This window comes from Methylobacterium sp. GXF4 (assembly GCF_000272495.1).
Lineage (GTDB): Bacteria > Pseudomonadota > Alphaproteobacteria > Rhizobiales > Beijerinckiaceae > Methylobacterium > Methylobacterium brachiatum.
This window is the reverse complement of record NZ_AKFK01000057.1, coordinates 21,688-46,164: the sequence shown is the minus strand read 5'-3', so window position 1 is coordinate 46,164 and position 24,477 is coordinate 21,688. Positions and strand designations below refer to the sequence as shown.

General features: G+C 70.8%; 23 protein-coding genes and 1 tRNA gene. 11 read left to right on the top strand and 13 right to left on the bottom strand.

Annotation, left to right across the window (positions count from 1 at the left end; all coding sequences use genetic code 11):
• Nucleotides 1-4 precede the first annotated feature (4 nt).
• Together WYO_RS12995 and WYO_RS12990 are read right to left on the bottom strand one after the other, a co-directional pair.
• Nucleotides 5-706, bottom strand: coding sequence for a cell cycle transcriptional regulator TrcR (locus WYO_RS12995; RefSeq protein WP_007563070.1), 702 nt, complete (start codon nucleotides 704-706; stop codon nucleotides 5-7).
• Nucleotides 707-1,178: 472 nt separating this feature from the next.
• Nucleotides 1,179-2,222, bottom strand: coding sequence for an ABC transporter substrate-binding protein (locus WYO_RS12990; RefSeq protein WP_047170806.1), 1,044 nt, complete (start codon nucleotides 2,220-2,222; stop codon nucleotides 1,179-1,181).
• 167 nt (nucleotides 2,223-2,389) lie between these two features.
• Between WYO_RS12990 and WYO_RS12985 the strand changes: the two genes are divergently transcribed.
• Nucleotides 2,390-4,066 carry a cache domain-containing protein gene (locus tag WYO_RS12985; protein ID WP_007563065.1) on the top strand — a complete coding sequence of 559 codons (1,677 nt, stop codon included), beginning with the start codon at nucleotides 2,390-2,392 and terminating at the stop codon, nucleotides 4,064-4,066.
• A gap of 80 nt (nucleotides 4,067-4,146) precedes the next feature.
• On the opposite strand, the gene WYO_RS12980 is transcribed toward WYO_RS12985, so the two are convergent.
• Entirely contained in the window at nucleotides 4,147-4,773 is a 627-nt protein-coding gene (locus WYO_RS12980; protein WP_007563063.1) for a TetR-like C-terminal domain-containing protein, read from the bottom strand.
• 104 nt (nucleotides 4,774-4,877) lie between these two features.
• Here WYO_RS12980 and WYO_RS12975 point away from each other — a divergent pair, with 104 nt between their 5' ends.
• Both WYO_RS12975 and WYO_RS12970 read left to right on the top strand, forming a co-directional pair.
• The gene (locus tag WYO_RS12975; protein WP_007563061.1) at nucleotides 4,878-5,552 is read left to right on the top strand and encodes a PspA/IM30 family protein; all 675 of its coding nucleotides are present in this window, start codon (nucleotides 4,878-4,880) and stop codon (nucleotides 5,550-5,552) included.
• 42 nt (nucleotides 5,553-5,594) lie between these two features.
• Nucleotides 5,595-5,867, top strand: coding sequence for a YiaA/YiaB family inner membrane protein (locus WYO_RS12970; protein WP_039902878.1), 273 nt, complete (start codon nucleotides 5,595-5,597; stop codon nucleotides 5,865-5,867).
• Between the two features lie 28 nt (nucleotides 5,868-5,895).
• On the opposite strand, the gene WYO_RS12965 is transcribed toward WYO_RS12970, so the two are convergent.
• The 3 genes from WYO_RS12965 to WYO_RS12955 all read right to left on the bottom strand — a co-directional run bounded on the left by WYO_RS12965 (nucleotide 5,896) and on the right by WYO_RS12955 (nucleotide 8,254).
• Nucleotides 5,896-6,795, bottom strand: coding sequence for a hypothetical protein (locus WYO_RS12965; protein WP_047170810.1), 900 nt, complete (start codon nucleotides 6,793-6,795; stop codon nucleotides 5,896-5,898).
• 114 nt (nucleotides 6,796-6,909) lie between these two features.
• Nucleotides 6,910-7,854: a ribose-phosphate pyrophosphokinase gene (locus WYO_RS12960; protein ID WP_007563055.1), complete on the bottom strand. Its 945-nt coding sequence runs from the start codon at nucleotides 7,852-7,854 to the stop codon at nucleotides 6,910-6,912.
• Nucleotides 7,855-8,017: 163 nt separating this feature from the next.
• Nucleotides 8,018-8,254 (bottom strand): DUF4170 domain-containing protein, encoded by a 237-nt coding sequence (locus WYO_RS12955; protein WP_007563053.1) that lies wholly within the window; start codon nucleotides 8,252-8,254, stop codon nucleotides 8,018-8,020.
• A 265-nt stretch (nucleotides 8,255-8,519) separates the two neighbouring features.
• On the opposite strand from WYO_RS12955, the gene WYO_RS12950 reads away from it, so the two are divergent.
• Nucleotides 8,520-8,906: a hypothetical protein gene (locus WYO_RS12950; RefSeq protein ID WP_244424165.1), complete on the top strand. Its 387-nt coding sequence runs from the start codon at nucleotides 8,520-8,522 to the stop codon at nucleotides 8,904-8,906.
• Nucleotides 8,907-9,052: 146 nt separating this feature from the next.
• On the opposite strand, the gene WYO_RS12945 is transcribed toward WYO_RS12950, so the two are convergent.
• Together WYO_RS12945 and WYO_RS12940 are read right to left on the bottom strand one after the other, a co-directional pair.
• The gene (locus WYO_RS12945; RefSeq protein WP_007563049.1) at nucleotides 9,053-9,373 is read right to left on the bottom strand and encodes a DUF3862 domain-containing protein; all 321 of its coding nucleotides are present in this window, start codon (nucleotides 9,371-9,373) and stop codon (nucleotides 9,053-9,055) included.
• 7 nt (nucleotides 9,374-9,380) lie between these two features.
• Nucleotides 9,381-10,583, bottom strand: coding sequence for an efflux RND transporter periplasmic adaptor subunit (locus tag WYO_RS12940; protein WP_039902874.1), 1,203 nt, complete (start codon nucleotides 10,581-10,583; stop codon nucleotides 9,381-9,383).
• A 112-nt stretch (nucleotides 10,584-10,695) separates the two neighbouring features.
• Here WYO_RS12940 and WYO_RS12935 point away from each other — a divergent pair, with 112 nt between their 5' ends.
• Nucleotides 10,696-13,860 carry an efflux RND transporter permease subunit gene (locus WYO_RS12935; RefSeq protein WP_007563045.1) on the top strand — a complete coding sequence of 1,055 codons (3,165 nt, stop codon included), beginning with the start codon at nucleotides 10,696-10,698 and terminating at the stop codon, nucleotides 13,858-13,860.
• A 143-nt stretch (nucleotides 13,861-14,003) separates the two neighbouring features.
• On the opposite strand, the gene WYO_RS12930 is transcribed toward WYO_RS12935, so the two are convergent.
• The 5 genes from WYO_RS12930 to WYO_RS32380 form a co-directional block, all read right to left on the bottom strand.
• Nucleotides 14,004-14,240 (bottom strand): hypothetical protein, encoded by a 237-nt coding sequence (locus WYO_RS12930; protein WP_007563043.1) that lies wholly within the window; start codon nucleotides 14,238-14,240, stop codon nucleotides 14,004-14,006.
• Nucleotides 14,237-14,764 (bottom strand): hypothetical protein, encoded by a 528-nt coding sequence (locus WYO_RS29020; RefSeq protein WP_007563041.1) that lies wholly within the window; start codon nucleotides 14,762-14,764, stop codon nucleotides 14,237-14,239. The genes WYO_RS12930 and WYO_RS29020 overlap by 4 nt, the downstream gene beginning before the upstream one ends.
• A gap of 82 nt (nucleotides 14,765-14,846) precedes the next feature.
• Complete coding sequence (locus tag WYO_RS12920; RefSeq protein ID WP_007563039.1) at nucleotides 14,847-15,827, bottom strand: amidohydrolase family protein; 981 nt, start codon at nucleotides 15,825-15,827, stop codon at nucleotides 14,847-14,849.
• 141 nt (nucleotides 15,828-15,968) lie between these two features.
• Nucleotides 15,969-16,061: transfer RNA gene (locus WYO_RS12915), tRNA-Sec, on the bottom strand.
• Between the two features lie 150 nt (nucleotides 16,062-16,211).
• Entirely contained in the window at nucleotides 16,212-16,334 is a 123-nt protein-coding gene (locus tag WYO_RS32380; RefSeq protein ID WP_280109748.1) for a hypothetical protein, read from the bottom strand.
• 366 nt (nucleotides 16,335-16,700) lie between these two features.
• Here WYO_RS32380 and WYO_RS12910 point away from each other — a divergent pair, with 366 nt between their 5' ends.
• The 6 genes from WYO_RS12910 to WYO_RS12885 all read left to right on the top strand — a co-directional run bounded on the left by WYO_RS12910 (nucleotide 16,701) and on the right by WYO_RS12885 (nucleotide 24,455).
• Nucleotides 16,701-19,214, top strand: coding sequence for an ATP-binding protein (locus WYO_RS12910; protein ID WP_007563037.1), 2,514 nt, complete (start codon nucleotides 16,701-16,703; stop codon nucleotides 19,212-19,214).
• Nucleotides 19,211-20,575: a sigma-54 dependent transcriptional regulator gene (locus WYO_RS12905; protein WP_007563035.1), complete on the top strand. Its 1,365-nt coding sequence runs from the start codon at nucleotides 19,211-19,213 to the stop codon at nucleotides 20,573-20,575. The genes WYO_RS12910 and WYO_RS12905 overlap by 4 nt, the downstream gene beginning before the upstream one ends.
• A 230-nt stretch (nucleotides 20,576-20,805) precedes the next feature.
• Nucleotides 20,806-21,057 (top strand): RNA chaperone Hfq, encoded by a 252-nt coding sequence (gene hfq / locus WYO_RS12900; protein WP_007563033.1) that lies wholly within the window; start codon nucleotides 20,806-20,808, stop codon nucleotides 21,055-21,057.
• Between the two features lie 342 nt (nucleotides 21,058-21,399).
• Nucleotides 21,400-22,821 (top strand): GTPase HflX, encoded by a 1,422-nt coding sequence (gene hflX / locus WYO_RS12895; RefSeq protein WP_007563027.1) that lies wholly within the window; start codon nucleotides 21,400-21,402, stop codon nucleotides 22,819-22,821.
• On the top strand, nucleotides 22,821-24,170 hold the full coding sequence (locus tag WYO_RS12890) for an adenylate/guanylate cyclase domain-containing protein (RefSeq protein WP_007563025.1): 1,350 nt from the start codon (nucleotides 22,821-22,823) through the stop codon (nucleotides 24,168-24,170). Before hflX ends, WYO_RS12890 begins: the two co-directional genes overlap by 1 nt.
• 48 nt (nucleotides 24,171-24,218) lie before the next feature.
• On the top strand, nucleotides 24,219-24,455 hold the full coding sequence (locus WYO_RS12885; protein ID WP_007563023.1) for a hypothetical protein: 237 nt from the start codon (nucleotides 24,219-24,221) through the stop codon (nucleotides 24,453-24,455).
• Nucleotides 24,456-24,477 lie beyond the last annotated feature (22 nt).

The following is a 24,477-nucleotide window of genomic DNA, read 5'->3' as shown; positions in this document are numbered from 1 at the left end:
GATCCTAGTCCTCGTCGTCCTCGTCCTGGTGCCGGCCCTTGAGCTTGGCGAAGACCGAATCGGCGTCGATCCGCTCCTCGCGGCCGCCATGCTCGGCCGTCTCCTCGGGCTCGGGCGCCGTCGAGACCTCGGTGGGCAGGAGCGAGGCGCCGGATTCGGCGGCCAGGGCGGCCGGGCGGTCGGCCGCCGCGCGCTGGACCTCGAAGTCGAGGTTGATCTGGGTGGTCAGGCCCAGGGTCACCGGATCCATCGGCTGGAGCGAGCCGGAATTCCAGTGGGTGCGCTCGCGGATCTGCTGGATCGTCGACTTGGTGGTCCCCACCAGGCGGATGATCTGCGAATCCTTCAGCTCGGGGTGGTTGCGCAGCAGCCACAGGATGGCGTTGGGCCGGTCCTGGCGACGGGACAGCGGCGTGTAGCGCGGGCCCTTGGTGGTGCGCTTCACCTCCGGCAGCTTCACCTTCGAGACGGCCGGCTTGAGCTTGTAGTGCGGCGCCTTCTGGGCCTTCTCGATCTCGTCGCGGGTGAGCTGGCCGGTGGAGACCGGATCGAGCCCCTTGATGCCGGCCGCGACCTCGCCGTCGGCGATGCCCTTCACCTCGAGCGGGTGCAGCTTGCAGAAGTCGGCGATCTGCTCGAAGGCCAGGGAGGTGTTCTCGACCAGCCAGACGGCGGTCGCCTTCGGCATCAGCGGACCCTGGGACATGTGCTCTCGTGCTCCGGCCTGGCGGGACGGGGGCCGGGCACCGGGCCGCGGGCTCCGGATGCAGATCCGGAAGTCCCGTCTCACGCTGTCGAATGGGGATGGCTCACTATAGGGCCGCCCGGGGTGGGGCGCAATCGCGGGTTCGGCGGTTCGGGAGTTCCAGGCACCGATTAACCGGCACCATCGGCCAAGCGACAAACCGGCTGTGAGCCCGACCGACTCACCCGCGAAGGCCGCACGCGGCCGGTTGCGGCCGGGCGTGCAGAGGACGGCCTTCTCTCTAGCAGTCTCCAGAAAAGCAGACGGCGCGTGGAGCTTCAGCCTCCGACTCGCCGTCCACCCGCTGTTCTGGAGTTGGCTAAACCCTAACGGGTCATGGCCAGGGATCGGCGGTAGCCGCCGCCGATCCCACTCCCCGATACAGCGCGGCCCGGAACAGGCAACAACGTTCGCACAGAGCTCCGGGGCGGTCCTACTTCCCCGGCAGCCCGTGCACGATCGGGAAGAACGTGTCCTTCCAGTCCTTCGGCTCGGCCTTGATGGTCTTCATCGCGTAGAAGTGCCGGGCCTGGAGCATGATCCCGTACGGGGTGGTGGAGAAGGTCGTGCCCGGCTCCTTCATGATCGCCACCAGCGTCTCGGGGGGCGTCTTGTCGTTGGTGGCGGTGACGTAGTCCTTGGCGGCCTGGAGCGGGTCCTTGGCGATCTCGGCATTCGCCTCGTCGATGGCGGCCACGATGGCGGCGGCGAGTTTGGGGTTGCGGTTGAACCAGCCGGTGCGGGCGTAGAAGATCGCGTTGCTCACCGGCTCGCCGACCAGCTCGTAGGAATTGAGCACCGCGTGGATCGCCGGGTCCTGCAGCTCGCGCTGCTGGAACGGCGGCAGCGAGAAGTGGCTGTTGACCTCGTTCTGCGGGCTGGCGAGCGCCGCCACCGCGTCGGGATGGCCGAGCTGGACGGTGAGCGGGTCGAGCTTGGTGGCGTTCTCGGGCCCGAACGCCTTCCTGGCGGCGATCTGGAGCAGCACCGCCTGGGTCGAGACCTTCACGGAGGGCAGGGCGATCTTGTCCTTGCCGGAGAAGTCGCCGAGCGTCTTCACGGCCGGGTTGCGGGTGAGCAGCAGCATCGGCGTGCTGCCGACGCCGCACAGGCCCTTCACGTCGCCGCGGGTCCGGTCGTTGAGCAGCAGCATGTTGGTGGAGCCGCTGTCCACGATGTCGATATTGCCCGACAGGAGCGCGTCGTTGCCGGCCGCCCCGCTGGTCAGGTTCACCCACTCGACCGTCACATCCCCGAGGCCGGCCGCCTTGGCCTGCTTCTCGATGAGCTTGTGCTGCTCGGCGAGCACCGCCGGCAGGTAGACGAAGCCGGGCTGCCGGCTGATCCGGACCTTCGCGTCGTCGGCCCGGGCCGGGGCGGCCATCGCCAGCCCCGCCAGCAGGAGGGCGGCCGGTCCCGCCCGGACGAGGTGGCGACAAACCTTCAGAATCGCGTCTGCCCGCGGCGTGCACATCATGTCGTTCCTCCCTTGGCCCGCCGGCATCTCGTCCGGTCCTGGCTTTCGTCGGCCGCGAGTGGACAGCGTCATCTCGATCCGCGCAAGGCCTCGACCAGTCTTCACGGCGCGCTAACGCGGAAGCTGTAAACTTGCCGCTCCTATTCTTATCGTCCGGGGGCGGGCTCATGAAAATCGGCATCGGAGCGAAGCTCCACACGATTACGGCTACCGCACTGGTCGGCGTCGCCGTGGTCTCGGGCATCGGCCTGCTCAACCTGAAATCGCAGGTCGAGCAGGACCGCATGGCCAAGACCCGCAACCTGACGGACGTGGCCTACGGCGTGGCGGCCTATTTCGAGGGCGAGGAGCGGGCCGGGCGGCTGTCGCGGGCCGACGCCCAGGGGGCCGCGATCCGGGCCGTGAAGACCCTGCGCTACGACGACCAGGAATACTTCTGGATCAACGACATGCAGCCCCGCATGGTGGCGCATCCGATGAAGCCCGAGCTCGAGGGCAAGGACCTCGCCGGGGTGCAGGATCCGACGGGCAAGTACCTGTTCCGGGACTTCGTCGACCTCGCCAAGCAGAAGGGCCAGGGCTTCGTCGATTATTACTGGCCCAAGGCCGGGTCCGACGCACCGGTCCCGAAGCTGTCCTACGTCCGCGGCTTCGCCCCCTGGGGCTGGGTGATCGGCACCGGCATCTATGCCGACGACACCGCCGCGATCCTGTGGAACGCGGCCTGGCGGGCGGCGGCCGGGATGCTGGTGGTGATCGCCCTGATCGCCCTGCTGGCGGCGCTGATCGGCCGCCGGGTGACGCGGCCGCTCCTGGCCCTGAACCAGGCCATGCACCGCCTCGCGGCGGGCGACACCGCCGCCGCGGTGCCCGAGCGCGGGCGCAGCGACGAGATCGGCACGATGGCGGGCGCCGTGCAGGTGTTCAAGGACGTGCTGATCGCCAAGGCCGAGGCGGATACCCGCGCCGCCGGCGATGCCGAGGGCGCCGCCCGCCGCGCCGCTTCCCTCGACCGCCTGACCCGGGCGTTCGAGACCCGGGCGGGCGCGCTGAGCCGGGGCCTCGCCGCGGCGGCGTCCGAGCTCGAAGTCACCGCCCAGGCGATGACCGCCACGGCCGCGCGCGGCACCGAGCGTTCGGGCGCGGTGACCGCCCAGGCGGCCGGGACCTCGGCCGACGTCCAGACCGCGGCGGCGGCCACCGAGGAGATGTCGGCCTCGGTCCAGGAGATCGCCGGGCAGGTGCACCGCACCTCGGAGATCGCCGGCCGGGCGGCCGAGACCGCCCGCCAGGGCGAGGCGACCGTGCGGGCGCTCGCCGACGGCACCGAGCGGATCGGCGACGTGGTCGCCCTCATCTCCGGCATCGCGGCGCAGACCAACCTGCTGGCCTTGAACGCCACCATCGAAGCCGCCCGCGCCGGCGAGGCCGGCCGCGGCTTCGCGGTGGTCGCCACGGAGGTGAAGGAGCTGGCCAGCCAGACCGCCAAGGCCACCGACGACATCGCCACCCAGATCGGCCGGATCCAGGGCGAGACCCGGCAGGCCGTGGCGGCGATCGGCGAGGTCGGCCAGACCATCGAGGAGATGCGCAGCATCGCGGTCGGGGTCGCGGCCGCCATGGAGGAGCAGAACGCCGCGATCCAGGAGATCGTGCGCGGGGTGGTGAGCGCCGCCTCCGGGGCCCAGGCGGTGTCCGGCAGCATCGCCGACCTGCGCCAGGGCGCCGACGAGACCGGGATCGCCTCCGAGCAGGTGCTGGCCGCCGCCCGCGACCTCACCCGCGGCTCCGACGACCTCGACCAGACCGTCAAGGCGTTCCTGGCCGAGGTGAAAGCCGCGTAGGCGACGAAACCGGGTTCCCAAAGGGCTCAGCCCTTTGGCGGAGCCCCGATCGTTCGACCAGACCCGGCGCGGGGAAGATTTCAGGTCCCCGGAAAGCCCCGCACCGCCGCCCGCACCAGGGCGTCGATCATCGGCCGGACATCCGCCGCCCCGAGGGGCCCGAGTCCGCCGAGATCGGCCAGGTAGGTCATGCCGTGGACGCTCGACCAGAGCGCCCGGGCCATCACCGGGATCGCGTCCTCGGCGAGCTGGCCGCCGTCGCGCAGCACGCCCTCCAGGATCCCGAACAGGGCCGCGATATCGGCCTGGACCGAGGCGGGCGCCTCCACCGTGCGGCGCTCGAAGATCGCCACCCAGGCGGGATGGTTCTGCGCCGCGAAGCGCAGATAGGCGTCGGCCAGGCACAGCAGCCGGGCGTCGGTCTCCCGGGACGGGCAGGCGGACAGCGCCGCCGCCAGGGCGTCCCGCAGGCGGCGCATCGTGATGGCGTTCGCCTCCAGCCGCAGCAGCTCCAGGCTGTCGAACTGGGTGTAGACCGAGCCGACCGCGGTGCCGGCCCGCTCGGCGACCGCCCGCGCGGTCAGCGCCCCGGGCCCGCCCGCATCCAGGATCGCCACCGCGGCCGCGATCAGCGCCTCGCGGTCCGCCTGACGGTCGGTCTGACCCTTGCGGGGACGGCCCCGCACTTTTTTCTGAACGTCGTTCATTAAATGCCTTGCCGAGCCGGTCGGGCCGTGCTTATGTCTTTCATGAACGGCGTTCAATCAATTCCGGACCGGGTCCGGTGCGCCGCTCCCCGAGGTGAACCGTGATGAGGACCCTCTCCCTCCTGATGCGCGGCGCGATCGCCGACAACGCCCAGGCGCTCCACGATGCCAACGCGGTGACGATCCTGCGCCAGCAGATCCGGGACGCGGCCGGCGCCCTGGCGACGGCCCGGCGCGAACTCGCCGTCGCCATGGCCTACCACGCCGCCGAGGCGCGCGCGCTGGACGCGATCGGCGCCCGGATCGACACCCTGTCGGACGGGGCCCGCCGGGCGCTGGCCGACGGGCGCGAGGACCTCGGCAGCGAGGCGGCGGTCCACATCGCCGCCCTGGAGGACGAGCGCTCCGACCGGCGGGCCGCCGCCGCCCGCTTCGCCGCCGAGATCGAGCGGCTCAAGCGCCTGGTCGGGCAGGGCGGCGAGCGGCTGCGGGACCTCGACCGCGGGCTCCAGACCGCCCGGACCACCGAGGCGCTGCGGCGGGCGGGGCTCGAGGGGCGCCGGGTCACGGCCCTGTCGGCGGGCGCCCTCGGCGAGGCCGAGCGGACGCTGGCGCGCCTGCGCGAGGCCCAGGCCGCCGAGGCGGATGCCGCCGAGGCCCTGGCGGCCCTGGAGGCCGAGGCGGCGTCCGGGATCGAGGCCGACCTCGACGCCGCCGGCTACGGCCGTCCCCGCACCGATCCGCGGGCGGTGCTCGACCGCCTCCGGGCCCAGGCCTGACCCACCCCGTTCGCCACCCCAGCCACAGGAGCACGACCGATGATGCCGCAGATGCCCCACACCGCCGCCTGGAAGACCTTCACGCTGGTGAGCTTCACCGCCGCCGCCGCGATGCTGGCGATCGGGATCTTCTTCCTGCCCGCCGATATCTGGATCAAGGGCTACCTCGCCATGGCGGCGCTCTTCCTCACCGGCACGACCTTCACCCTCGCCAAGACCCTGCGCGACGAGCACGAGGCGAGCCGGCTGATCAACAAGATCGAGGATGCCGCCGCGGAGCGGGTCCTGCGCGAGGCCGTGCCGGGCCGGCTCTGACGGCGGCCTGTCGGGGGCCGGGGCCGTCTCAGGCCTCGGCCGCCAGGAAGGCTGCCAGGAACGCCGCCACGGCCTCCGAGAATTCCGGGGTGCGCAGGTAGCCGTAGGATTTGTGCCGGTTCTCGGTGCCGTCCGGCCGCCGGTAGGCGTTGATCACCGGCACGTCCCGGACCCGCACCCCGGCGGCGTTGGGCGGGTAGATCGCGGCGAGGTCGTCGCCCACCGTGGCGATGTCCTGCCGGTCCATCAGGTTGGTCCAGGCCGTGACCGCTTCGGGCACGCGCAGGTCGCCGTGCTCGGCGGCGAGCGTCAGCTTCAGCTCGGCGAGCGCCAGCGGCGAGCCGAGGGTGACCAGGGTGCAGCGGGGCAGGGCGGTTCCATCCCGCTCGGCGGCCCGGAGCACGTCGTAGGCGATCAGCCCGCCCATCGAATGCGCGGCGATCAGCACGTCGCGATCGGCCGCCTCCGTCAGGGCCTCCAGCAGGCGCGCGCGGGCGGCGGCGCGGAACGCGGCGTCCGCGTGATAGCCCCAGAGGTCGTCGAGGCGGTGCTCCAGGATCAGGTCGTCGACCGGGGTGAGCCCGGTGGCTTCCTGCAGGTGCGAGAGGCCGCGATAGATCCGGTCGGTGAGCGTCGGCGCCGCCTGGTCGGGATCGTCGGCCGGGGAGGGGAACGGGCCGGTGCCGGGATCGGGGCTGTAGGGCTCGCGGTTGCGCCCGCCGGCCAGGGGCTCAGGGTAGCGCAGATCCGCCCAGTACACGAAGGTGAACGGCACCTCGGGCGGCGCGGCGCCGCGGTTGCGGGCGAGGCCTTCCAGGATCGCCGCGCGCCACCAGGCGGCCTTCTCATCCCGGGGTGGCTTGTTGGCGAGCCCGTGGATGCCGATGAGTGTCGTCCGACCCAGTGCCCGCCCTCCCGGATCGGCGATGCGTCCGCACCGGGAGGTAGCGCCGAAATCCGTCGCCGGCACTGCGACGAATGCTGCGCCGGTTGCCCATCGCGCCGACGGGGTGCCGCGCGTCCCTGCGCAGAGACGGCGCGGTCAGTCGAACAGGCTCGAGACGCTGGCCTCGGTGGCGGTCCGGCCGATCGCCTCGCCGAGCAGCGGCGCGATCGTCGCCACCCGGATGTTGCGGGCGAGCTTGACGGCCTGGGTCGGCTGGATCGAATCGGTGATCACCAGCTCCTTCATCCGCGAGGCGGCGATGCGCGAGACCGCGCCGCCGGACAGCACGCCGTGGGTGATGTAGGCCGAGACGTCCCGGGCGCCGGCATTGAGCAGGGCCTCGGCGGCGTTGACCAGGGTGCCGCCCGAATCGACGATGTCGTCGACCAGGATGCAGGAGCGGCCCTCGACCTCGCCGATGATGTTCATCACCTCGGATTCGCCGGGGCGCTCGCGGCGCTTGTCGACGATGGCGAGCGGGCAATCGATCCGCTTGGCGATGGCGCGGGCGCGCACGACGCCGCCGACATCGGGGGAGACCACCATGCGGTCGGCGCTCGGCAGCCGCTCCTTGATGTCGCGCACCATCACGGGGGCGGCGAACAGGTTGTCGGTGGGGATGTCGAAGAAGCCCTGGATCTGGCCGGCATGGAGGTCGAGGGTCAGGACGCGGTCGGCCCCGGCCTCGGTGATCAGGTTCGCCACCAGCTTGGCCGAGATCGGGGTCCGGCCCGAGGTGCGCCGGTCCTGCCGTGCGTAGCCGAAATACGGGATCACCGCGGTGATGCGCCGGGCCGAGGACCGACGCGCCGCGTCGATCATGATCAGCAGCTCCATCAGGTGGTCATTGGCCGGGAACGAGGTCGACTGGACGATGAATACGTCCTCGCCGCGCACGTTCTCCTGGAGCTCGACGAAGATCTCCATGTCGGCAAACCGCCGGACCATGCACTTGGCCAGCGGCAATTCGAGATAGGCGGCGATCGCCTCGGCCAAGGGCCGGCTCGCGTTGCCGGCGATGATCTTGATCGAGGATTTCATGACGTCCGCCCACTCGCGGCCGAGCTTCGCGCCGCGCTCCGAATACCGGTCCCCCGCGGGCCGGATGGATCTGATGACGGGCGAGGCTCTTAGCAGCGGGCCGGAAGTGTCACAATGCCTTCACGGGCGCACCGCACAGGCGCGCGCCCGGCCCGCCCCGGCCTCAGGCGACCGGCGGCTCCAGCAGCCGGTGCAGGTGGACCACGAAATACCGGGTCTGCGCGCTGTCGACGGTGGCCTGCGCCTTGGCCCGCCAGGCGGCCTGCGCGGAGGCGTAGTCCGGGAAGATGCCGACGATGTCGAGGCCCTTGATGTCCCGGAACCGGACGCCGTCGAGGTCCTGCAACTCACCACCGAAGACCAGATGGAGCTTCTGGTCGCTATCGATCGTCGTCGCCATGACCTCTCCTTGTCCGTCCCGCCCGCGGCGCCCCGGATGTCCGGCGCCGGCGATTCCATCGCGGGCTTCATCGACGGTTTCGCGGCCGGCCGCAACCGCGTGCGCGCAGCACCGCCGCGGCGTCGGCGCGGGTACGACACCGCCCGGTCTCCATGCTAGATTCGCCGGCCGATCCGCCGGTCCGGCGCCCCGGTCCCGCACGGTGCGTCCGAACAGCCGGATTCCCCTGTGCCGCGTCATGCGTTAGGGGCGGCCGATGACACGCATGCCACTTCGCGTCGCCGTTCTCGCCCTCGGCCTCTGCGCCCTGCCGGCGCTGGGCCAGCCGGCCAAGGCGCCCGCCCGCCCCGGCCCGGACCGGAAGGGCGCCGGGCCGGGGACCGGACAGGTGATCGGCTGCCCGTCCCTGGCCAATTACCGGATGCTGATGCACGACGGCGCCGCCGCGGCGGCCGCCCTGCTGGCCGATCCCAAGGCGGACCATCTCGGCTGCACCCTGGTGACCCGCAGCGAGATCACCGGCCTGGTCGACCGGGTGACCCTGGGCGACCGGAGCTACGAATGCGCCGGCCTGCCGACCACCACGGCCTGCCACTGGATGGAGGCCGGAGCGGCCGCGCGGCCCGCCCCGGCGGCCGCCCCCAAGCGCTGAGGACCGGGCATCGTCCCTGGTCGGGACTCAGCCCACTTGGCCGTTTGAAGGGCTGCTTTGGGTGGTATTCCGTCGATCTGCTTTCGGGCGCGAAGCCGGAAAAGCGGACGCCCGCTTAGCCGACGTTCATCCCCGGAAACGACAGATTACTCAGTTTCGCTCAGCCCAAGTTGCGACTTGTCGGTCAGCCGGTCATCGCGGAACGTCAGCGTGAGATTGGCGCCGTAGGTGCCGCGCCCGCGCCAGGAATAGGTCGTGCGCTCGGCACGGCCGATGCTGAGGTGTGAGATGCGCCGGCCGCTGCAACCGAGAAGGTGGCGGACATGGCCGTAGCTCATTCCATGCTTCAGGGCAGCGTACTGGCTGCGATCCACGCGGCACCGGCTCGCGCCGTTGGGTTGAGCTGCACTGGCGGCCGAGGCGGCGAGCAGCAGGGCGAGCGAGAGGGGGAAGAGGAGCCGCATCATCGCTGCCTCACCCGGGCTGGTTGGAGGCGGCGCCGTTCACCGGCTGGGCGCCCGTCGAATTGGCTTTCATGGTCTTGGTCTCGACCTTGAGGTCCTGGCGCATGTCCTGGATGTGGTCCGTCACCACCTTCTCGCCGGGCTTGAGGCCCGCGACGATGGCCGTGTCCTCTCCGAAACTGTCGCCGGTCGTCACCGGCTTCTGGCGCACCACGCCCTGTTCGTCGACGACGTAGACGATCTGCTGGGCGAGTTGGGCGGAAAGGGCGATGGTCGGGATGAGGAGCTTGTCCTCCGTCCCGGTCTTCACACGGGCCCGCACGAACTGACCGGGGAGGAAGCGCTCGTCGGGATTCGGCAGGAGGGCACGGACAAGGCGGCGGGCGGTGCGGGGATCGAAGCGGTTGTCGAGCTGGTAGATCCGCGCCTCGCGCACGGGCTTGCCGGCCTCGTCCAGCACCTCCACCGTCACGGAGCCTCCCTGCATCGCTTCCCGCACGGTCTCTGAATCCTCCGAGGAGAGGGCCATCTGCACGTCGATCGGATCGAGTTGCACCACCGAGACGAGCTGCGTTTGGTTCTCGATCACGAGGTCGCCAGGATTGATGATCGACAGGCTCGCCCGGCCGTCGAAGGGGGCGTTAACCGTCGCGTAGTCGAGATTGAGGTTCTGCCGGGCGATGGCGGCCTCCGCCTGCTGCACCTGGGCGCTGGCTCCGGCCGCGTTGGCCTGCAACTGCTGGAGCCGCTGCTCCGTGGCGTATCCCTTGTCCGCCAGCGTATCCGTGCGGCTGACCTCGGCTTGAGCGAACTGAAGCTGCGACTTCGCCTGCGCCTCCTGAGCCTTGGCCTGGGCCAGCGAAACCTCGAAGGGGCGCGGATCGATGCGGAACAGCACCTGCCCCTTCTTCACGTGCCCCCCCGGCTCGAAAGGGCGCTCGATGATGTTGCCCGTCACCCGCGCCTGGAGGGCCGCATCCTGCGGGGCGATGATCGTGCCGGTGTAGGTGAAGGTGATCGGCACCGCTTCCCTGCGCGCCGTTGCCACCGTAACGGTCATGGGCGGCTCTTCGGCTTTCTTGGGCGCCTGCGCCCCCGTCAGCGAGGCCATGATCGCGGACGGCGCGGGCCGCCCGGCCGCCAGCCAGCCGCCACCGGCCAGCACCGCGAGGACCCCGGTTCCGATCAACCCGTATTTCGCCCCCGATCGCACCTGAACCGCCCCCTCCGAGGCGCCCCCGGCGCCGAACCGGACAGGGAACACGCAAAACCCATTGGCGTTGCATGCCCGGTCCCCGCGACCACCGATGGATTGTCGAGGACCGATGTTCGCCCGCTTCGTCGACCGGCCCATCCTGGCGGGCGTGATCTCCGTGCTGATCACCCTGATCGGCGCGGTGGCCGGCCTCACCCTGCCCATCGCTCAGTTCCCCGAGATCGCGCCGCCGATCATCAACGTCCAGGCGACCTATCCCGGCGCCAGCGCCCAGCAGGCCTACGACGCGGTGACAACGCCGCTGGAGCAGGAAATCAACGGCGCGCAGCACCTCCTCTACATCGCCTCGACCAGCAACACCGACGGCAGCGTCAACCTCGACGCAACCTTCGAGATCGGCTCCGACCTCGATGCCGCCGCCGCCGAGGTGCTCACCCGCGCCAACCGCGCGGAGGCGAAGCTCCCGGCCTCGGTGCGGTCGCAGGGGTTGGAGATCCAGAAGAGCACGCGCCAGCAGCTCGGCAACATCGTCCTCTACGCCGAAGAAGGCTCGCCCTACGACGAGCTGTTCCTGGCTAATTGGGCCGAGACGCAGGTGATCAAGCCCCTGCGGCGGGTTTCCGGCATGGGACGGATCCAGAACTTTTCCCAGAAGCGATACGCCATGCGGCTGTGGCTCGATCCGGTGAAGATGGAGGCCCTGGCGATCAGCCCCGATGCCGTGATCAAGGCGGTGAGCCAGCAGAACGAGCAGATCACGACGGGATCGCTTGGCAAGCCGCCGACCGACGGCAAGCCAACCCCCTTCGAGTTGCAGGTGGTCACGCAAGGACGGCTGAGCCAGCCGCAGGAATTCGCCAATATCCTGCTGCGGGCCAACCCAGACGGGTCGGTGGTACGGGTGCGGGACGTGGCGCGGGTGGAGCTCGGCTCGGAGCAGTACGGCGTCCGCTCCAGCTTCGACGGGAAACCCTCTGCGACGCTCGGCCTCTATCAGACGCCCGGCGCCAACGCGGTTCAGGTCATGGACGGGGTGAAGTCCACGATGGAGGAACTCGCCCGACGCTTCCCGCCGGGCCTCAAGTACAAGATCGCCCTGGACCGGACCGAATTCGTCCGCGAGGCGATCACCGAGGTGGTGCACACCCTGTTCGAGGCGCTCGTCCTCGTCATCGTCGTCACCTACCTGTTCCTGCAGAACTGGCGGGCGACGCTCATCCCCTCTATCGCCGTCCCCGTGGCGCTGGTGGGCACCTTCGGGCCGATGGCCCTACTTGGATTCTCCTTCAACACGTTGAGCCTGCTCGGCATGGTGCTGGCGGTCGGCCTTGTGGTCGACGATGCCATCATCGTGGTGGAGAACACCGAGCGGCTGATGGACGAGGGAATGGAGCCCCGCGCGGCGTCCCGCGAGGCGGTGAATGAGGTGGCGGCCCCGGTCATCGCCACCACCCTGGTGCTGGCGGCCCTGTTCGTGCCGGTGGCTTTCATCCCCGGACTCACCGGCCAGCTCTACAACCAGTTCGCCCTCACCATCGCGATCTCCGTGACGATCTCGGCGGTGGTCTCCCTGACCCTCACCCCGGCGCTCTGCGGCCTGATCCTGAAGCACCGGCCCGAAGGGTCGGACCGGCGCGAGAGCAGGTGGAAGGCCCCGCTCCGCTGGTTCAACCGCACGCTGGATGCGAGCGCGAACGTCCTGACCCGGGTGATCGGCGCGCTGAGCCGTCACCTCGTGATCGTCGGCGTGGCCTTCCTCGCCTTCGCGGCGCTCACCGTCCTTCTCGTGATGCAGCGCCCGACCGGCTTTGTCCCGAACGAGGACCAGGGCTACTTCTTCGCCGACGTCGCCTTGCCGAAAGGCGCCTCGGTCGCCCGGACGGACGCGATGGTCGAGCGCCTGGGCAAGACCCTGCGGGACATGCCCGAGGCGGACCATACGATCGGCGTTGTGGGGCGCAGCATCCTCGCCGACGCGGTGGCGCCGTTCTACGGCTTTCAGATCCCGGTGCTGAAGCCCTGGGGCGAGCGCGCGGCCTCGGCGGACGACATCATCGCCCGTGTGCAGAAGGCGTTCCGGCACGATCCGGACGGGAAGGTGCGGGTGGTGAACCCCTCGCCCCTGCCGGGGCTTGGCACCCGCAGCGGCCTGACGCTGGAGATCCAGGACCGAAGCGGTACTGGCGGCCTCAAGCTGGCCCAGGCGGCGCAGCGCTTCATCGACGCGATGACGAAGAGTCCGAACATCGCCCAGGCGCTCCCGACCACGAGCTACGGCGTGCCGCAGATCAAGCTGGAGATCGACCGGGCTAAGGCCGAGCAGCTCGGCGTACCGCTCCAAAACCTGTTCGACGCGTTGGGGACCTATGCCGGGTCGAGCTTCGTGAACCTCTTCAATAGGTTCGGCTTCGTCTACCAGGTCTACGTGCAGAGCGAGGCCGTGGGCCGCCGCACGATCCAGGACCTCGAAGCTCTACCGGTGCTGAACGGAAAAGGGGAGCCCGTGCGCCTTGGCTCGCTGGTACGGGCGGAGTTCACCACCGGCCCGACCGCGGTCCTGTCCTACAACACCTATCCCGCCATCGAAGTGGCGATCGAGGTGGCCGGGAACGCGAGTTCGGGGACCGTGCTCAAGGAGGTCGAGGCTCTGGCTAAGGGCAGCCTTCCCAGCGATTTCGCCGTGGAATGGACCGACGTTGCCTACCAGGAGAAGGTCGCGGGCGGCTTCGCGCCGCTGATCTTCGGCCTCGGCGTGCTGATGATCTTCCTCTTGCTCGCCGGGCAGTACGAGTCCTTGCGCCTGCCCTTCGTGATCCTGCTCGCCACGCCGATTGCGATCTTCGGCGCCGTGGGGTCGCTGGCGCTGCGAGGGCTCGCCCTCGACATCTTCGGGCAGATCGGCCTCCTGCTCCTCGTAGGGCTGGCGGCCAAGAACTCGATCCTGCTCGTCTCTTTCGCCGAGGATCTGCGCCGGCAGGGCGAGGACGCCCTCAAGGCGGCCCAGGACGCGGCGCGCCTGCGGATGCGCCCGATCCTCATGACTTCCTTCGCATTCATCATGGGCTCGATCCCGCTCGCCATCGCCAGCGGCGCGGGAGCCAATGCTCGCGTCTCCATGGGCACGGTGGTGATCGGCGGCCTGATCGTCGCGACCTTCATCACCCTTTTCATCACCCCGACCTTCTACGTCGCCTTCGAGCGGCTGTTTGGCGCTGACAGGCCCGCCGCCGATGCAACCTCAGGAAATTCAGGTGGGGTTCAACCGGCCGAATGAGCCTGGGCGCAATACGACCATAGCAACCGCGGACCGTTTGTCCGCGTTCGGGAACGGCACAGTCAGGCATAAACGACTGCGTTGGGTCGAAACCCGCCCCCCCCAAATGCTCACGTTGATCGCGTTCAGACCCGAAAACGGTCTCAGCGCAGATGGCCGCTGGCGCGCAGGTCCCGCTCCACCGCCTCGTGGACGGCCTGCAGCGGGTTGTCGTTGATCGCGGCCGGCGGGAGCAGCGGCTTCATCGGGCCGGGGCGCGGATCGTGGTCGAGCCGGACCACCGGCTCCGCGCGGGCGGGGCGCGACGGCCAGCGGGCGGCGAGCCTGCGCAGGGCCGCCTGCGCGCCGGGCGGGAGGAGGGGGAACAGCGTGTCGATCATGGGGAACGGGTCGGGGCGGTTCGATGCGGCAGCGCCCGGCGCATCGAGCGGGTTTCGGGGAAACGGATCGGGCGGTCCGCCGTTCCGCCCCGGCCGAGGCGCGCCAGGTCGGGCAGGAATCGGGGGTCGGTCAGCGCGGCCGCCAGCAGAGCGAGCAGGCCGAGATGCAGGCCCGCCGCCGCGATCGGGAGGGCCTGGACGGACCAGAGCCCGATCGCGCCCGCCGCGATGAGCGGCGGCCCAACGACGTAGACCGGCATGCGCCACGGGCCGGCCGGCCGGGCGAGGCGCCAGAAGCAGGCCGCGAAGGCCGCCAGCGCGAACCCGCCCTTGATCAGCGCCATGAAGCGGAGCACCCGCACCAGATCGGGATCGAGGGCGGCGCCGGGGGCCCGGGCCGCGAGGGCGGCGGCGCCCAGGACGGCGGCGGCGGTCAGCAGGACGAGCGCCCCGCGCGCGGAGCGTGATCGGCCGGACGCGCAATCCGCGGCGGCGGGCAGGCCGAGACGTGCCAGACCCTGCATGGGCGATCTCCCGGGCGAGCGCGGCAGCGAGTCCAGGGACCGGATTCCCGGTCCGCGCGCGTCCGCTGGGCCGATATTTCGCTCAGAAGTCGTACAACCGCTTGGGATTCTCGACAAGGATCCTGTCACGGGCGGCGCGCTCGGGCACCCAGGCGGCGAGCAGGTCGAGCAGGCGGCCGTCGTCGATATCCTGCGCGGGGGCGAGATCCGTCGGCTTGCGGCCCGGTTTCGGCGTGCTGTCCGGGTGCGGCCAGTCGCTGCCCCAGACCAGCCGCTCCGGGTTCGCCGCCACCAGGGCCCGGGCGAGCGGCGCCACGTCGGGATAGTCGGGCGCCCGGGTCGAGGCGCGATAGGCACCCGACAGCTTCACCCAGGCCTGGCCGCCGCGCACGAGGTCGAGCACGTCGCCGAAGCCCGGCTGGTCGGGTCCGAGAGCCGCCTGCGCGCCGGCGAAATGGTCGAACACCACCGGCACCGGCAGGGCGGCCAGCTGCGGCTTCAGCGGGCCGATGACCGACAGGCGGGCATAGACCTGGAGGTGCCAGGGCCGCTGCCCGATCTGCTGGACCGCGCTCGCCAGGGCCTTGGCGGAGGCCGCCGGATCGAACACGCCGGCCTGTTCCAGGTTGACCCGGATGCCGCGGATGCCGGCCGCAGCCAGCGCGTCGAGCTCGGCCGGGCCGGTCCCGGGGCCGATCACCGCCACGCCGCGGGCGCGCCGGGATCCGAGCAGGCGCAATCCGTCGAGGGTGGCCGCGTTGTCGGTGCCGTAGACGCTGGGCGTCACGATCACCACGCGGTCGAGCTTGAGCGCGTGCTGGAGGGCGAGCAGGCTCTCGGGCGGATCGACCGGCGGGGTGTAGCCGCGCCCCGCCCAGAACGGGAACCTGGCCGGATCGGGGATGACGTGGACGTGGCAGTCGCACGCCCCCGGCGGGACCGCGAACGAGACCGGGCTCTTGACGGTCGGCGCGGCGGCCTCTCCCGCGGCCAGGGCCGTTCTGTCGGTCAAGGCGAGGCCGTTGGCCAGAGCCAGGGCGAGCGTTTGCCGGCGTGACAGCATGGCGGGTCTCCTCCGGATCGGCGGGCGCACTTCTGCGAGCGCCTCATCCGGAGCGGACCACTCAGGCGCGACACGCGCAAGGCGGCATCGGCCGCGCCCGTTACGACGCGACGGGGATGCATGCTCGGAGGCTGCGGGGCTTGGCGGAAGCGGATGGGAATCGAACCCACCGTACGCTGTTGGCGTACCACTGGTTTTGAAGACCAGGGGGGCCACCAGACCCCGTTCGCCTCCACGGGCGGGGGTACGGGGCCGTGCCGGCGGGGTCAAGGGATGGACGTCGTCGCCACGGTCGCAACGGCGCGAAAACCAGGCGCGTCCGAACGCGGCCTCGCCCGCGATGCGCTGATCTGAAGCACCCGCCTTAAGAACGGTGCCGAAATCCTAGCGCTCGTGCTCCGAAGCATCGCGCCGATCCTGCCGGCTCGTGAACCAGTCGACGAAGCCGGCGGTCGCCGCGAGCATCAGCGGGGTTATGATGGCAGCGGACAGAAACCCGTCGCTCATGCCTCAATCGCCCGCAAAGCTCGCCGTGCAGCCCAATCTAGACTGCCACGCAAGAATAACCGAGGGCCACCCGCAGATGAGCGTTCCCCAACGGTCTGTGCGCGGTCGACGTGACTCGCGGCCTTGTTCACGCCCGAACCGATGCGCCGCGATTGCGCATCTGCCGCATCCAAAGGCTCAGCCTGTATGGCAGCCACTCCGGTTCGCGGTGCCGGTGACGACCATTCGCCTGGAGCCACCCCTGCGGAAGCGCCGCCGCTCACACTGAGCCGGCACAAGATACCGGCGCCGAATGGACCACCAGCCACCTCTCCGGCGCCGCGACTCGTATTAATTCCGCCACACTGTTGTGGCCCTGCACCAGTCATGCCGTTCCTGCGACGCTCACCGCCTGTGGAAGGCCCTGCGCCGGACCCCGAGGGGGCTGCCCGTTCGTCCGCCGAGCCGGTGGCCGAGGGGGCGGGCGAGGGGTCGAGGCCGCCGGCCGAGGAGACCGTGCAGGGCGCCGGCCAAGAGGCCGTTGCGCCAGAGGCCGTTGCCCAGGAAACCGCGACACAGGAAGCGGCGTCGGAATTCTCGTCGGATCCGGACCCGGGCACGCCGCTCGCGGAGTCGCTGCGGCCGGGGCCGCGCGGGCCGGGCTGGATCGGCGCCGCCGTGGTGGTGACCGCGCTGGTCTCGGCGCTGGCGACCTTCCTGATCCTGGCCGGGGTGATCCGGGTGACGCCGACGCCGGCCTACGGCGTCACGCTGCTCGGCATCAACGCCGCCCTGGTGCTCGGGCTCGTCTTCGTGATCGCCTGGGAGGCGCGGGTCTTCCTGCACGCCCGCAAGGCCAACGCGGCGGTGGCCCGGCTGCACTCGCGCATCGTCGGCCTGTTCTCGCTGATCGCGATCCTGCCCACCGTGCTGCTCGCCGTGGTGGCGTCGGTGACCATCGACCGGGGCCTGTCGCTGGGCTTCACCGACCGGGTCCGCGACGTGGTGCTCAAATCCGTCGAGGTGGCCGACGCCTACCAGGAGAACCAGTGCCAGTCGCTGGCTCGGGAGATCCGCATCCTGGTGGACGACCTGACCCGGGCGCGCCCGAATTTCGACCGGGACCGGGCCTGGTTCGAGAACTTCCTGACCACCCGGGCGACCAATCTCGGCCTGCCGGTGGCGCAGATCATGCGCGGGCCGACCGACGTGGTCGCCCGCGCCAAGATCGACGTGCTCAAGCAGGTCCGGCTGCCCTCGGCGGCGGCCTTCGAGGAGGCGGCGACCTCCACCGACCCGATCTGCCTGCTGCCCTCGGAGGGGCGGGTCTTCGCAGCGCTCCTGCGGATGCCGGCCTACGACGACGCGGTGCTGATGGTGCAGCGGGAGGTCAGCCAGCTCGCCATCGACTTCCCGGGCGTGTCGCGGGCGGCGGCGGCCGAGTACCTGACCTACGATTCGCTCCGGCGCTCGATCCAGATCACCTTCGCGTCGGTCTTCCTGCTGATCGCCCTGATCGCGCTGCTCTCGGCGGTGTGGTTCGGGATGAACTTCGCCAACCGGTTCGTGGCGCCGATCCGGCGGCTGATCAACGCCGCCGACCAGGTCGCGTCGGGCAACTTCTACGCCCAGGTGCCGACCAAGAAGACCAGCGGCGACCTGGCCCATCTCGGCGAGAGCTTCAACAAGATGACGCAGGAGCTGCGCCGCCAGCATACCGGGCTGATCGCCGCCAACGACCTGATCGACACCCGCCGCCGGTTCACGGAGGCCGTGCTGTCGGGGGTCTCGCCCGGGGTGATCGGCCTCGACGCGGCGGGCTTCGTCACCATCGCCAACCCGGCCGCCGAGCGGATGCTCGACCTGGAGAGCGAGGCCCTGATCGGCCAGCCGCTGGCCCGGGCGGTACCGGAGCTCGCCCCCGTGCTCGCCGAGAGCGAGAGCCGACCGCGCGCCCTCCAGCAGCAGCAGCTCCAGCTCACCCGGTCCCGGGGCGAGCGCACCGTGACGGTGCGGGTCACGAGCGAGCAGGCCCAGGGGACCTCCCGCGGCTCGGTGGTGACCCTTGACGACATCACCGACCTCGTCCAGGCGCAGCGCAGCTCCGCCTGGGGCGACGTCGCCCGCCGCATCGCCCACGAGATCAAGAACCCCCTGACCCCGATCCAGCTCTCCGCCGAGCGCATCCGGCGCAAGTACGGCAAGGTCATCACCGCCGACAAGGAGGTGTTCGACCAGTGCACCGCCACGATCGTGCGCCAGGTGGACGAGATCAAGCGCATGGTCGACGAGTTCTCGGCCTTCGCGCGGATGCCCAAGCCCGCCATCGCCCCGAACGACCTGACCGAGATCGCCAAGCAGAACCTGTTCATGATGCGCGTGGCGCATCCGGACATCGATTTCGCGTTCTCGGCGCAGGGCGGCGCCGGCAGCGCGGAGAAGATCGTGGCGGCCTTCGACATCCGGCTGCTCAGCCAGGTGATCACCAACATCCTGAAGAACGCCGTCGAGGCGGTGGCCGAGGTGCCGCCGGCCGAGCTCGGCAAGGGCAAGATCGCCCTGAGCCTGGCGGTCGAGGACGGTTTCGCGGTGATCACGGTCACCGACAACGGCAAGGGTTTTCCGGTGGAGGGGCGCCAGCGGCTGCTCGAGCCCTACATGACCACACGCGAGGGTGGCACGGGGCTGGGGCTTGCTATCGTCAGCAAGGTGCTTGAGGAGCACGGCGGCGGGATCGCGTTGAACGACAATCCCGCCGGCCGTGGTGGGCAGGTTCAGATGCGGGTCCCGCGCGAGCACGGGCCCGAGCCGTCCGCCTCGGGCCCGCAGACCAGTCCCGTCACGACAGAGGAGAAGGGCGCCGCACCGACGGCCCCCCGGATCGCGGAGATGCACGCATGAGCGCCGATATCCTGATTGTCGACGACGAGGCCGACATCCGCGACCTCGTGGCGGGCATCCTCGACGACGAGGGCCACCGCTGCCGCACGGCCGGCGGCTCCGACGAGGCGCTCGCCGCCATCGAGGCGCGCCGGCCGCACCTGGTGTTCCTGGACATCTGGCTGCAGGGCTCGCGCCTCGACGGCCTGCAGGTGCTCGACCTGATCAAGGCGGCCAATCCCGACCTGCCGGTGGTGATGATCTCGGGCCACGGCAACATCGAGACCGCGGTCTCGGCCATCAAGGCGGGCGCCTACGACTTCATCGAGAAGCCGTTCAAGGCCGACCGGCTGATCCTGGTGGCCGAGCGCGCGCTGGAAGCCTCCCGGCTCCGGCGCGAGGTCCGCGACCTGACGGCGCGCTCGGGCAATCCCAACCGCATCGTCGGCGGCTCGCTGGCGATCAACCAGCTGCGCCAGACCATCGACCGGGTGGCGCCGACCAACGCCCGAGTGATGATCACCGGGGCGCTGGGCTCCGGCAAGGAGCTCGCCGCGCGCAGCCTGCACAAGGCCTCGGCGCGCGCGAACGGCCCCTTCGTGCTGCTCAACGCGGCCGCGATCCTGCCCGAGACGATGGAGGCGGAGCTGTTCGGGGTCGAGGGCGAGTCCGGCCGGCGGGTCGGCGCCCTGGAGGAGGCCCATGGCGGCACCCTCTACCTCGACGAGGTCGCCGACATGCCCCGCGAGACCCAGAACCGGATCCTGCGCGTCCTCGTCGACCAGAATTTTCAACGGGTCGGCGGCACCACCCGGGTGCATGTCGACGTGCGCATCATCTCGTCCTCGTCCCGGGACCTGCAGGAAGAGATCGCCGCGGGCCGGTTCCGCGAGGACCTGTTCCACCGGCTCTCGGTGGTGCCGATCCGGGTGCCGGCCCTGTCCGAGCGCCGGGAGGACGTGCCCGAGCTGATCCAGTTCTTCATGGACAACATCTCGTCCCAGACCGGCCTGCCCAAGCGGGTCATCGCCGAGGACGCGATGGCGGTGCTCCAGTCGCACAATTGGCCGGGCAACGTCCGCCAGCTCAAGAACAACGTCGAGCGGCTGATGATCCTGACCCAGGCCGACCCGGAGCAGGAGGTCACGTCCGAGATGCTGCCCTCCGAGATCGGCGCCCTGGTGCCGACCACCCCGGGGGGCGCGGGCGGCGAGAAGCTGATGAGCCTGGCGCTGCGCGAGGCCCGCGAGATCTTCGAGCGCGAATACCTCGTGGCGCAGATCGCGCGGTTCTCGGGCAACATCTCGCGCACGGCCGAGTTCATCGGCATGGAGCGCTCGGCGCTGCACCGCAAGCTGAAGTCCCTCGGCATCGGCCCGTAGCCATCCGGAGCGGCCGGGTTTTTGCAGGCGCAGTCTCGGCGCAGACCGTGAAAGAGGCGCCGATCCGTTACGGATCGGCGGGCGCGGGCCTTGCTTGCCCCCACGCTTTCACGCGGTCATGCTGTATATCCGGTCCGGGCGGGATGATCGGACGATCCCGCGCGTGACGGACCCAACGTTGCGTACCCAACCCGGGCCTTTCGCGCCGGGACAACAAGAAGGCAAAGAAGATGGCGGGCGAACGCGCACAGAACCTTCAGGACACGTTCCTCAATCATGTCCGCAAGAACAAGATCCCGCTGACCATCTTCCTCGTCAACGGCGTCAAGCTCCAGGGCGTGGTCACCTGGTTCGACAATTTCTGCGTGCTGCTGCGCCGGGACGGCCACTCGCAGCTGGTCTACAAGCACGCGATCTCGACGATCATGCCGGGCCACCCGGTGCAGCTGTTCGAGCCGGACGAGACCGCCGAGAAGGCGTGATCTGTTGAGAGGCGATCGGCTCGCGCTCTCTGAGGCCGCGATTCGCCGGAAGCGGGCGGCGAATCCCAACCCTATCGCGATCTCCCCCTCATCCTGAGGTGCTGCGTTAGCGGCCTCGAAGGAGGCTTCCGGGGATCGCGCGGCCGGCTGGAGGGCTCCTTCGAGATCTCCGGATAGGGGCGCGGGTGGGAGAGATCGAGCCGAGCGGGCCTCCGGATTCCGATCGCTCCGATCCCAACCTCTTGAATCCCGGCATCTTGGCCCGGCCCCGCCCAATCCCCATCTCGGACAATCCGACTTCTCGAACGAAGCCGCCCGCGCGCGGGCGGCGTTAAAGGTTGCATGAGCGAGACGCTGACGTCCGGCGAGGCCCGGCTCCAGGCACAGGCCGCGCCCGAGGGCGAGATCGCCGCGGCGACCCATACCCTGGTGATCGGGCCGTACCTGGCGCGCGGCGCGCACGGGCCGGGGGTGCCGGGCAACGGCGCCGCCCATCCGACCCGCTCCGTGGAGGCGCGCCTCGACGAGGCCACCGGGCTCGCCGCCGCCATCGAGCTCGACGTGGTCGAGAGCCTGGCCATCAGCCTGCCGCGCATCCGCCCCTCGACCTATCTCGGCAAGGGCCGGGTCGAGGAGATCGCCGGGCTGATCCGCGCCCGCGAGATCGGCCTCGTGGTGATGGATTGCGCGCTCTCGCCGGTGCAGCAGCGCAACCTCGAGAAGGAATGGGGCGCCAAGGTCATCGACCGCACCGGCCTGATCCTGGAGATCTTCGGGCGCCGCGCCTCGACCCGGGAGGGCACGCTCCAGGTCGAGCACGCGCACCTCGCCTACCAGAAGTCGCGGCTGGTCCGGTCTTGGACCCACCTGGAGCGGCAGCGCGGCGGCTTCGGCTTCCTGGGCGGCCCCGGCGAGACCCAGATCGAGGCCGACCGGCGCATGATCCAGGAGCGCATGACCCGGATCGAGCGCGACCTCGACGCGGTGGTGCGGACCCGCGGCCTGCACCGGCAGAGCCGCGCCCGGGTGCCCTATCCGATCGTCGCCCTGGTGGGCTACACCAATGCCGGAAAATCGAGCCTGTTCAACACCCTGACCCGGGCCGAGGTCACCGCCAAGGACATGCTGTTCGCCACCCTCGACCCCACCGCCCGGGCGACCAAGCTGCCCCACGGCGAGACCGTGATCCTGTCCGACACGGTGGGCTTCATCTCCGACCTGCCGACCCCGCTGATCGCGGCGTTCCGGGCGACCCTGGAGGACGCGATCGAGGCCGACGTGCTCCTGCACGTGCGCGACGTCAGCCACGTCGATTCCGAGGCCCAGGCCGAGGATGTCGGCGAGGTGCTGCGCGAGCTCGGCATCGAGACCACGGCCGAGCGGATCATCGAGGTCTGGAACAAGTCCGACCTCCTGGATGACGACGAGCGGACCCGGCTGATGAATCTCAGCGGCCAGTCCAAGGCCCGCAACGACCGCGACAGCGACGCGCCGGTCCTGGTCTCGGCGCTGACCGGGGAGGGGCTCGCCGCGCTCACCGCCCGGATCGAGGCGCGGATCGGCCGCCACCGGGCGAGCTTCGCGGTGTCGCTGCCGCCCGAGGACGGGGCGGCGCTCAACTGGCTCTACGAGAACGCCGAGATCCTCGACCGGCGCGCCGAGGCCGACGGCACCCTGCACCTCGCGATCCGGATCGCCCCCGAGAAGGAGCCGCGCTTCCTCAACCGGTTCAGCGCGGCCCGGCGTCTCGACCGGGGGGCGTGATGGCCTCGGGCGGTGCCCGGACCCCGCCGCTCCCCGCCGCGCTGAGCGCCCGGGACCGCACTGCGCGCAAGGCGGAGGTGGCCGAGGACGACGCCGCGGTCCTGCGCGCCATGCAGGCGGGCGGCGGCCTGCGGCTGCTCGGGCTGCGGATCGTGATCGTGCTGGTGCTGCTGATGGCGGCCCAGGCCTATGACGGCTCGCTGCACGCCCTGAGCCACTGGTTCATCCTCGGCCTCTACGGCGTCGGCACGATCTGGTTCGGGCTGGGCGAGCGGGGCGGGGGCCCCGCGGCGGCGGCCTATAGCTGGGCCGGGACGCTGCTCAATGCTGGGCTCGCCGTCTACGTGATCATCGAGCACATGCTGGCCGGCGGTGGGGCCGGCCTCGGCGCCGACGCGGTGAGCCGCCTGCCGGCCTTCCTGCTCCTGCTCCAGACCGGCCTGAGCATGCGGGTCGCCCAGACCCTGCTGTTCTGCGGGGTGGTGACCGCCTGCTGGACCGCAACCTTCCTGGTCGGGCTGGCCTGGCCGGACCTGTTCCCGGGGCCGGATTCCTTCCCGACCGCGCAGATCACCGGGCTCGCCACCTTCGTGGCGGCCGGCCTGCTGGTGATCGACGGCGTGGTCCGCCTGCGCGACGCCGTCACCCGGGCCCTGCGCATGGAGCACGAGCGCGCCCAGCTCGCCCGGTTCGTGCCCGACACGGTCGCCCTCGACCTCGCCGCCGAGGACGCGGACGCCGCCATGGGCATCCACCGGCGCCACGCCTGCCTGATGGTCCTCGACATCCGCGGCTTCTCGCGGCTGAGCCGGGAGCACCCGCCCGAGGCGATGGTGACGGCCCTGCTCGCCGTCCGGGCCGCCGCCCAGGCCGCGGTGGCCGAGCAGGGCGGCCTCGTGGACAAGTATGTCGGCGACGCGGTGCTGGTGCAGTTCGTGGTCGGCCGCCCCCGGGCGCAGGCCCGGGCGGCGCTCGCCTGCGCCCTGTCGCTCCAGGACCGCATCGCCGCCCTCAACGAAGCGCGGGAGAAGGAGGGGCTGTTCACCTTGCGGGTCGTGGTCGCCCTGCATGCCGGCGACCTTCTGGTCGGCGTGTTCGATGACGGGGTGCGGGCCGAGTACACGGTGCTGGGCCCGGCCATGAACGCCCTGTCGCGCCTGGAGGCCCGGGCCAAGGCGGCCGAGATCGGGATCGCCGCCTCGGGGGATTTCCTGGACCTGCTCGGGGGGCCGCTGCCGCCCCGCATCCGGGCCGTCCCGGTGCCGGATGCGCGCGATGCCCAGCCCGCCCTGTTCGCCGTGGTGGAGACGCCCGAGGCCCGGGGCGTCCCGGAACAAGCGCGCGGCTGATCCGTTCGGATCGGCGCGGCGCAGGGTCGCGGAAAGTCCGATCACCCCATGAACAAGATCCTCCTCGGCGCGACCCTCGCGCTCGGCCTCGTCCTCGGCGCCGCCAGCCCGAGTCTCGCGGCCCCCGGCGACGGCCTCGACCGGAACGCCGCCGCCACCGGCAACAGCAATTTCGGCGGCATGCACCGCGGCGCCCGGATGACCTCCCGGGGCGTGATGCGCAGCCGCCATCACATGATGCGCCGGCACCACCGCCACCACATGATGCGCCGCCATTACCGCTGATCGTCTCGCCCCGTGCCTGCAC

Bases quoted from the DNA above. Each gene is read 5' to 3' on its own strand.
- WYO_RS12995 (WP_007563070.1), bottom strand. From the start codon at position 706: ATGTCCCAGGGTCCGCTGATGCCGAAGGCGACCGCCGTCTGGCTGGTC.
- WYO_RS12990 (WP_047170806.1), bottom strand. From the start codon at position 2,222: ATGATGTGCACGCCGCGGGCAGACGCGATTCTGAAGGTTTGTCGCCAC.
- WYO_RS12985 (WP_007563065.1), top strand. From the start codon at position 2,390: ATGAAAATCGGCATCGGAGCGAAGCTCCACACGATTACGGCTACCGCA.
- WYO_RS12980 (WP_007563063.1), bottom strand. From the start codon at position 4,773: ATGAACGACGTTCAGAAAAAAGTGCGGGGCCGTCCCCGCAAGGGTCAG.
- WYO_RS12975 (WP_007563061.1), top strand. From the start codon at position 4,878: ATGAGGACCCTCTCCCTCCTGATGCGCGGCGCGATCGCCGACAACGCC.
- WYO_RS12970 (WP_039902878.1), top strand. From the start codon at position 5,595: ATGCCGCAGATGCCCCACACCGCCGCCTGGAAGACCTTCACGCTGGTG.
- WYO_RS12960 (WP_007563055.1), bottom strand. From the start codon at position 7,854: ATGAAATCCTCGATCAAGATCATCGCCGGCAACGCGAGCCGGCCCTTG.
- WYO_RS12955 (WP_007563053.1), bottom strand. From the start codon at position 8,254: ATGGCGACGACGATCGATAGCGACCAGAAGCTCCATCTGGTCTTCGGT.
- WYO_RS12950 (WP_244424165.1), top strand. From the start codon at position 8,520: ATGCCACTTCGCGTCGCCGTTCTCGCCCTCGGCCTCTGCGCCCTGCCG.
- WYO_RS12945 (WP_007563049.1), bottom strand. From the start codon at position 9,373: ATGATGCGGCTCCTCTTCCCCCTCTCGCTCGCCCTGCTGCTCGCCGCC.
- WYO_RS12935 (WP_007563045.1), top strand. From the start codon at position 10,696: ATGTTCGCCCGCTTCGTCGACCGGCCCATCCTGGCGGGCGTGATCTCC.
- WYO_RS12930 (WP_007563043.1), bottom strand. From the start codon at position 14,240: ATGATCGACACGCTGTTCCCCCTCCTCCCGCCCGGCGCGCAGGCGGCC.
- WYO_RS29020 (WP_007563041.1), bottom strand. From the start codon at position 14,764: ATGCAGGGTCTGGCACGTCTCGGCCTGCCCGCCGCCGCGGATTGCGCG.
- WYO_RS12920 (WP_007563039.1), bottom strand. From the start codon at position 15,827: ATGCTGTCACGCCGGCAAACGCTCGCCCTGGCTCTGGCCAACGGCCTC.
- WYO_RS32380 (WP_280109748.1), bottom strand. From the start codon at position 16,334: ATGAGCGACGGGTTTCTGTCCGCTGCCATCATAACCCCGCTGATGCTC.
- WYO_RS12910 (WP_007563037.1), top strand. From the start codon at position 16,701: ATGCCGTTCCTGCGACGCTCACCGCCTGTGGAAGGCCCTGCGCCGGAC.
- WYO_RS12905 (WP_007563035.1), top strand. From the start codon at position 19,211: ATGAGCGCCGATATCCTGATTGTCGACGACGAGGCCGACATCCGCGAC.
- hfq (WP_007563033.1), top strand. From the start codon at position 20,806: ATGGCGGGCGAACGCGCACAGAACCTTCAGGACACGTTCCTCAATCAT.
- hflX (WP_007563027.1), top strand. From the start codon at position 21,400: ATGAGCGAGACGCTGACGTCCGGCGAGGCCCGGCTCCAGGCACAGGCC.
- WYO_RS12890 (WP_007563025.1), top strand. From the start codon at position 22,821: ATGGCCTCGGGCGGTGCCCGGACCCCGCCGCTCCCCGCCGCGCTGAGC.
- WYO_RS12885 (WP_007563023.1), top strand. From the start codon at position 24,219: ATGAACAAGATCCTCCTCGGCGCGACCCTCGCGCTCGGCCTCGTCCTC.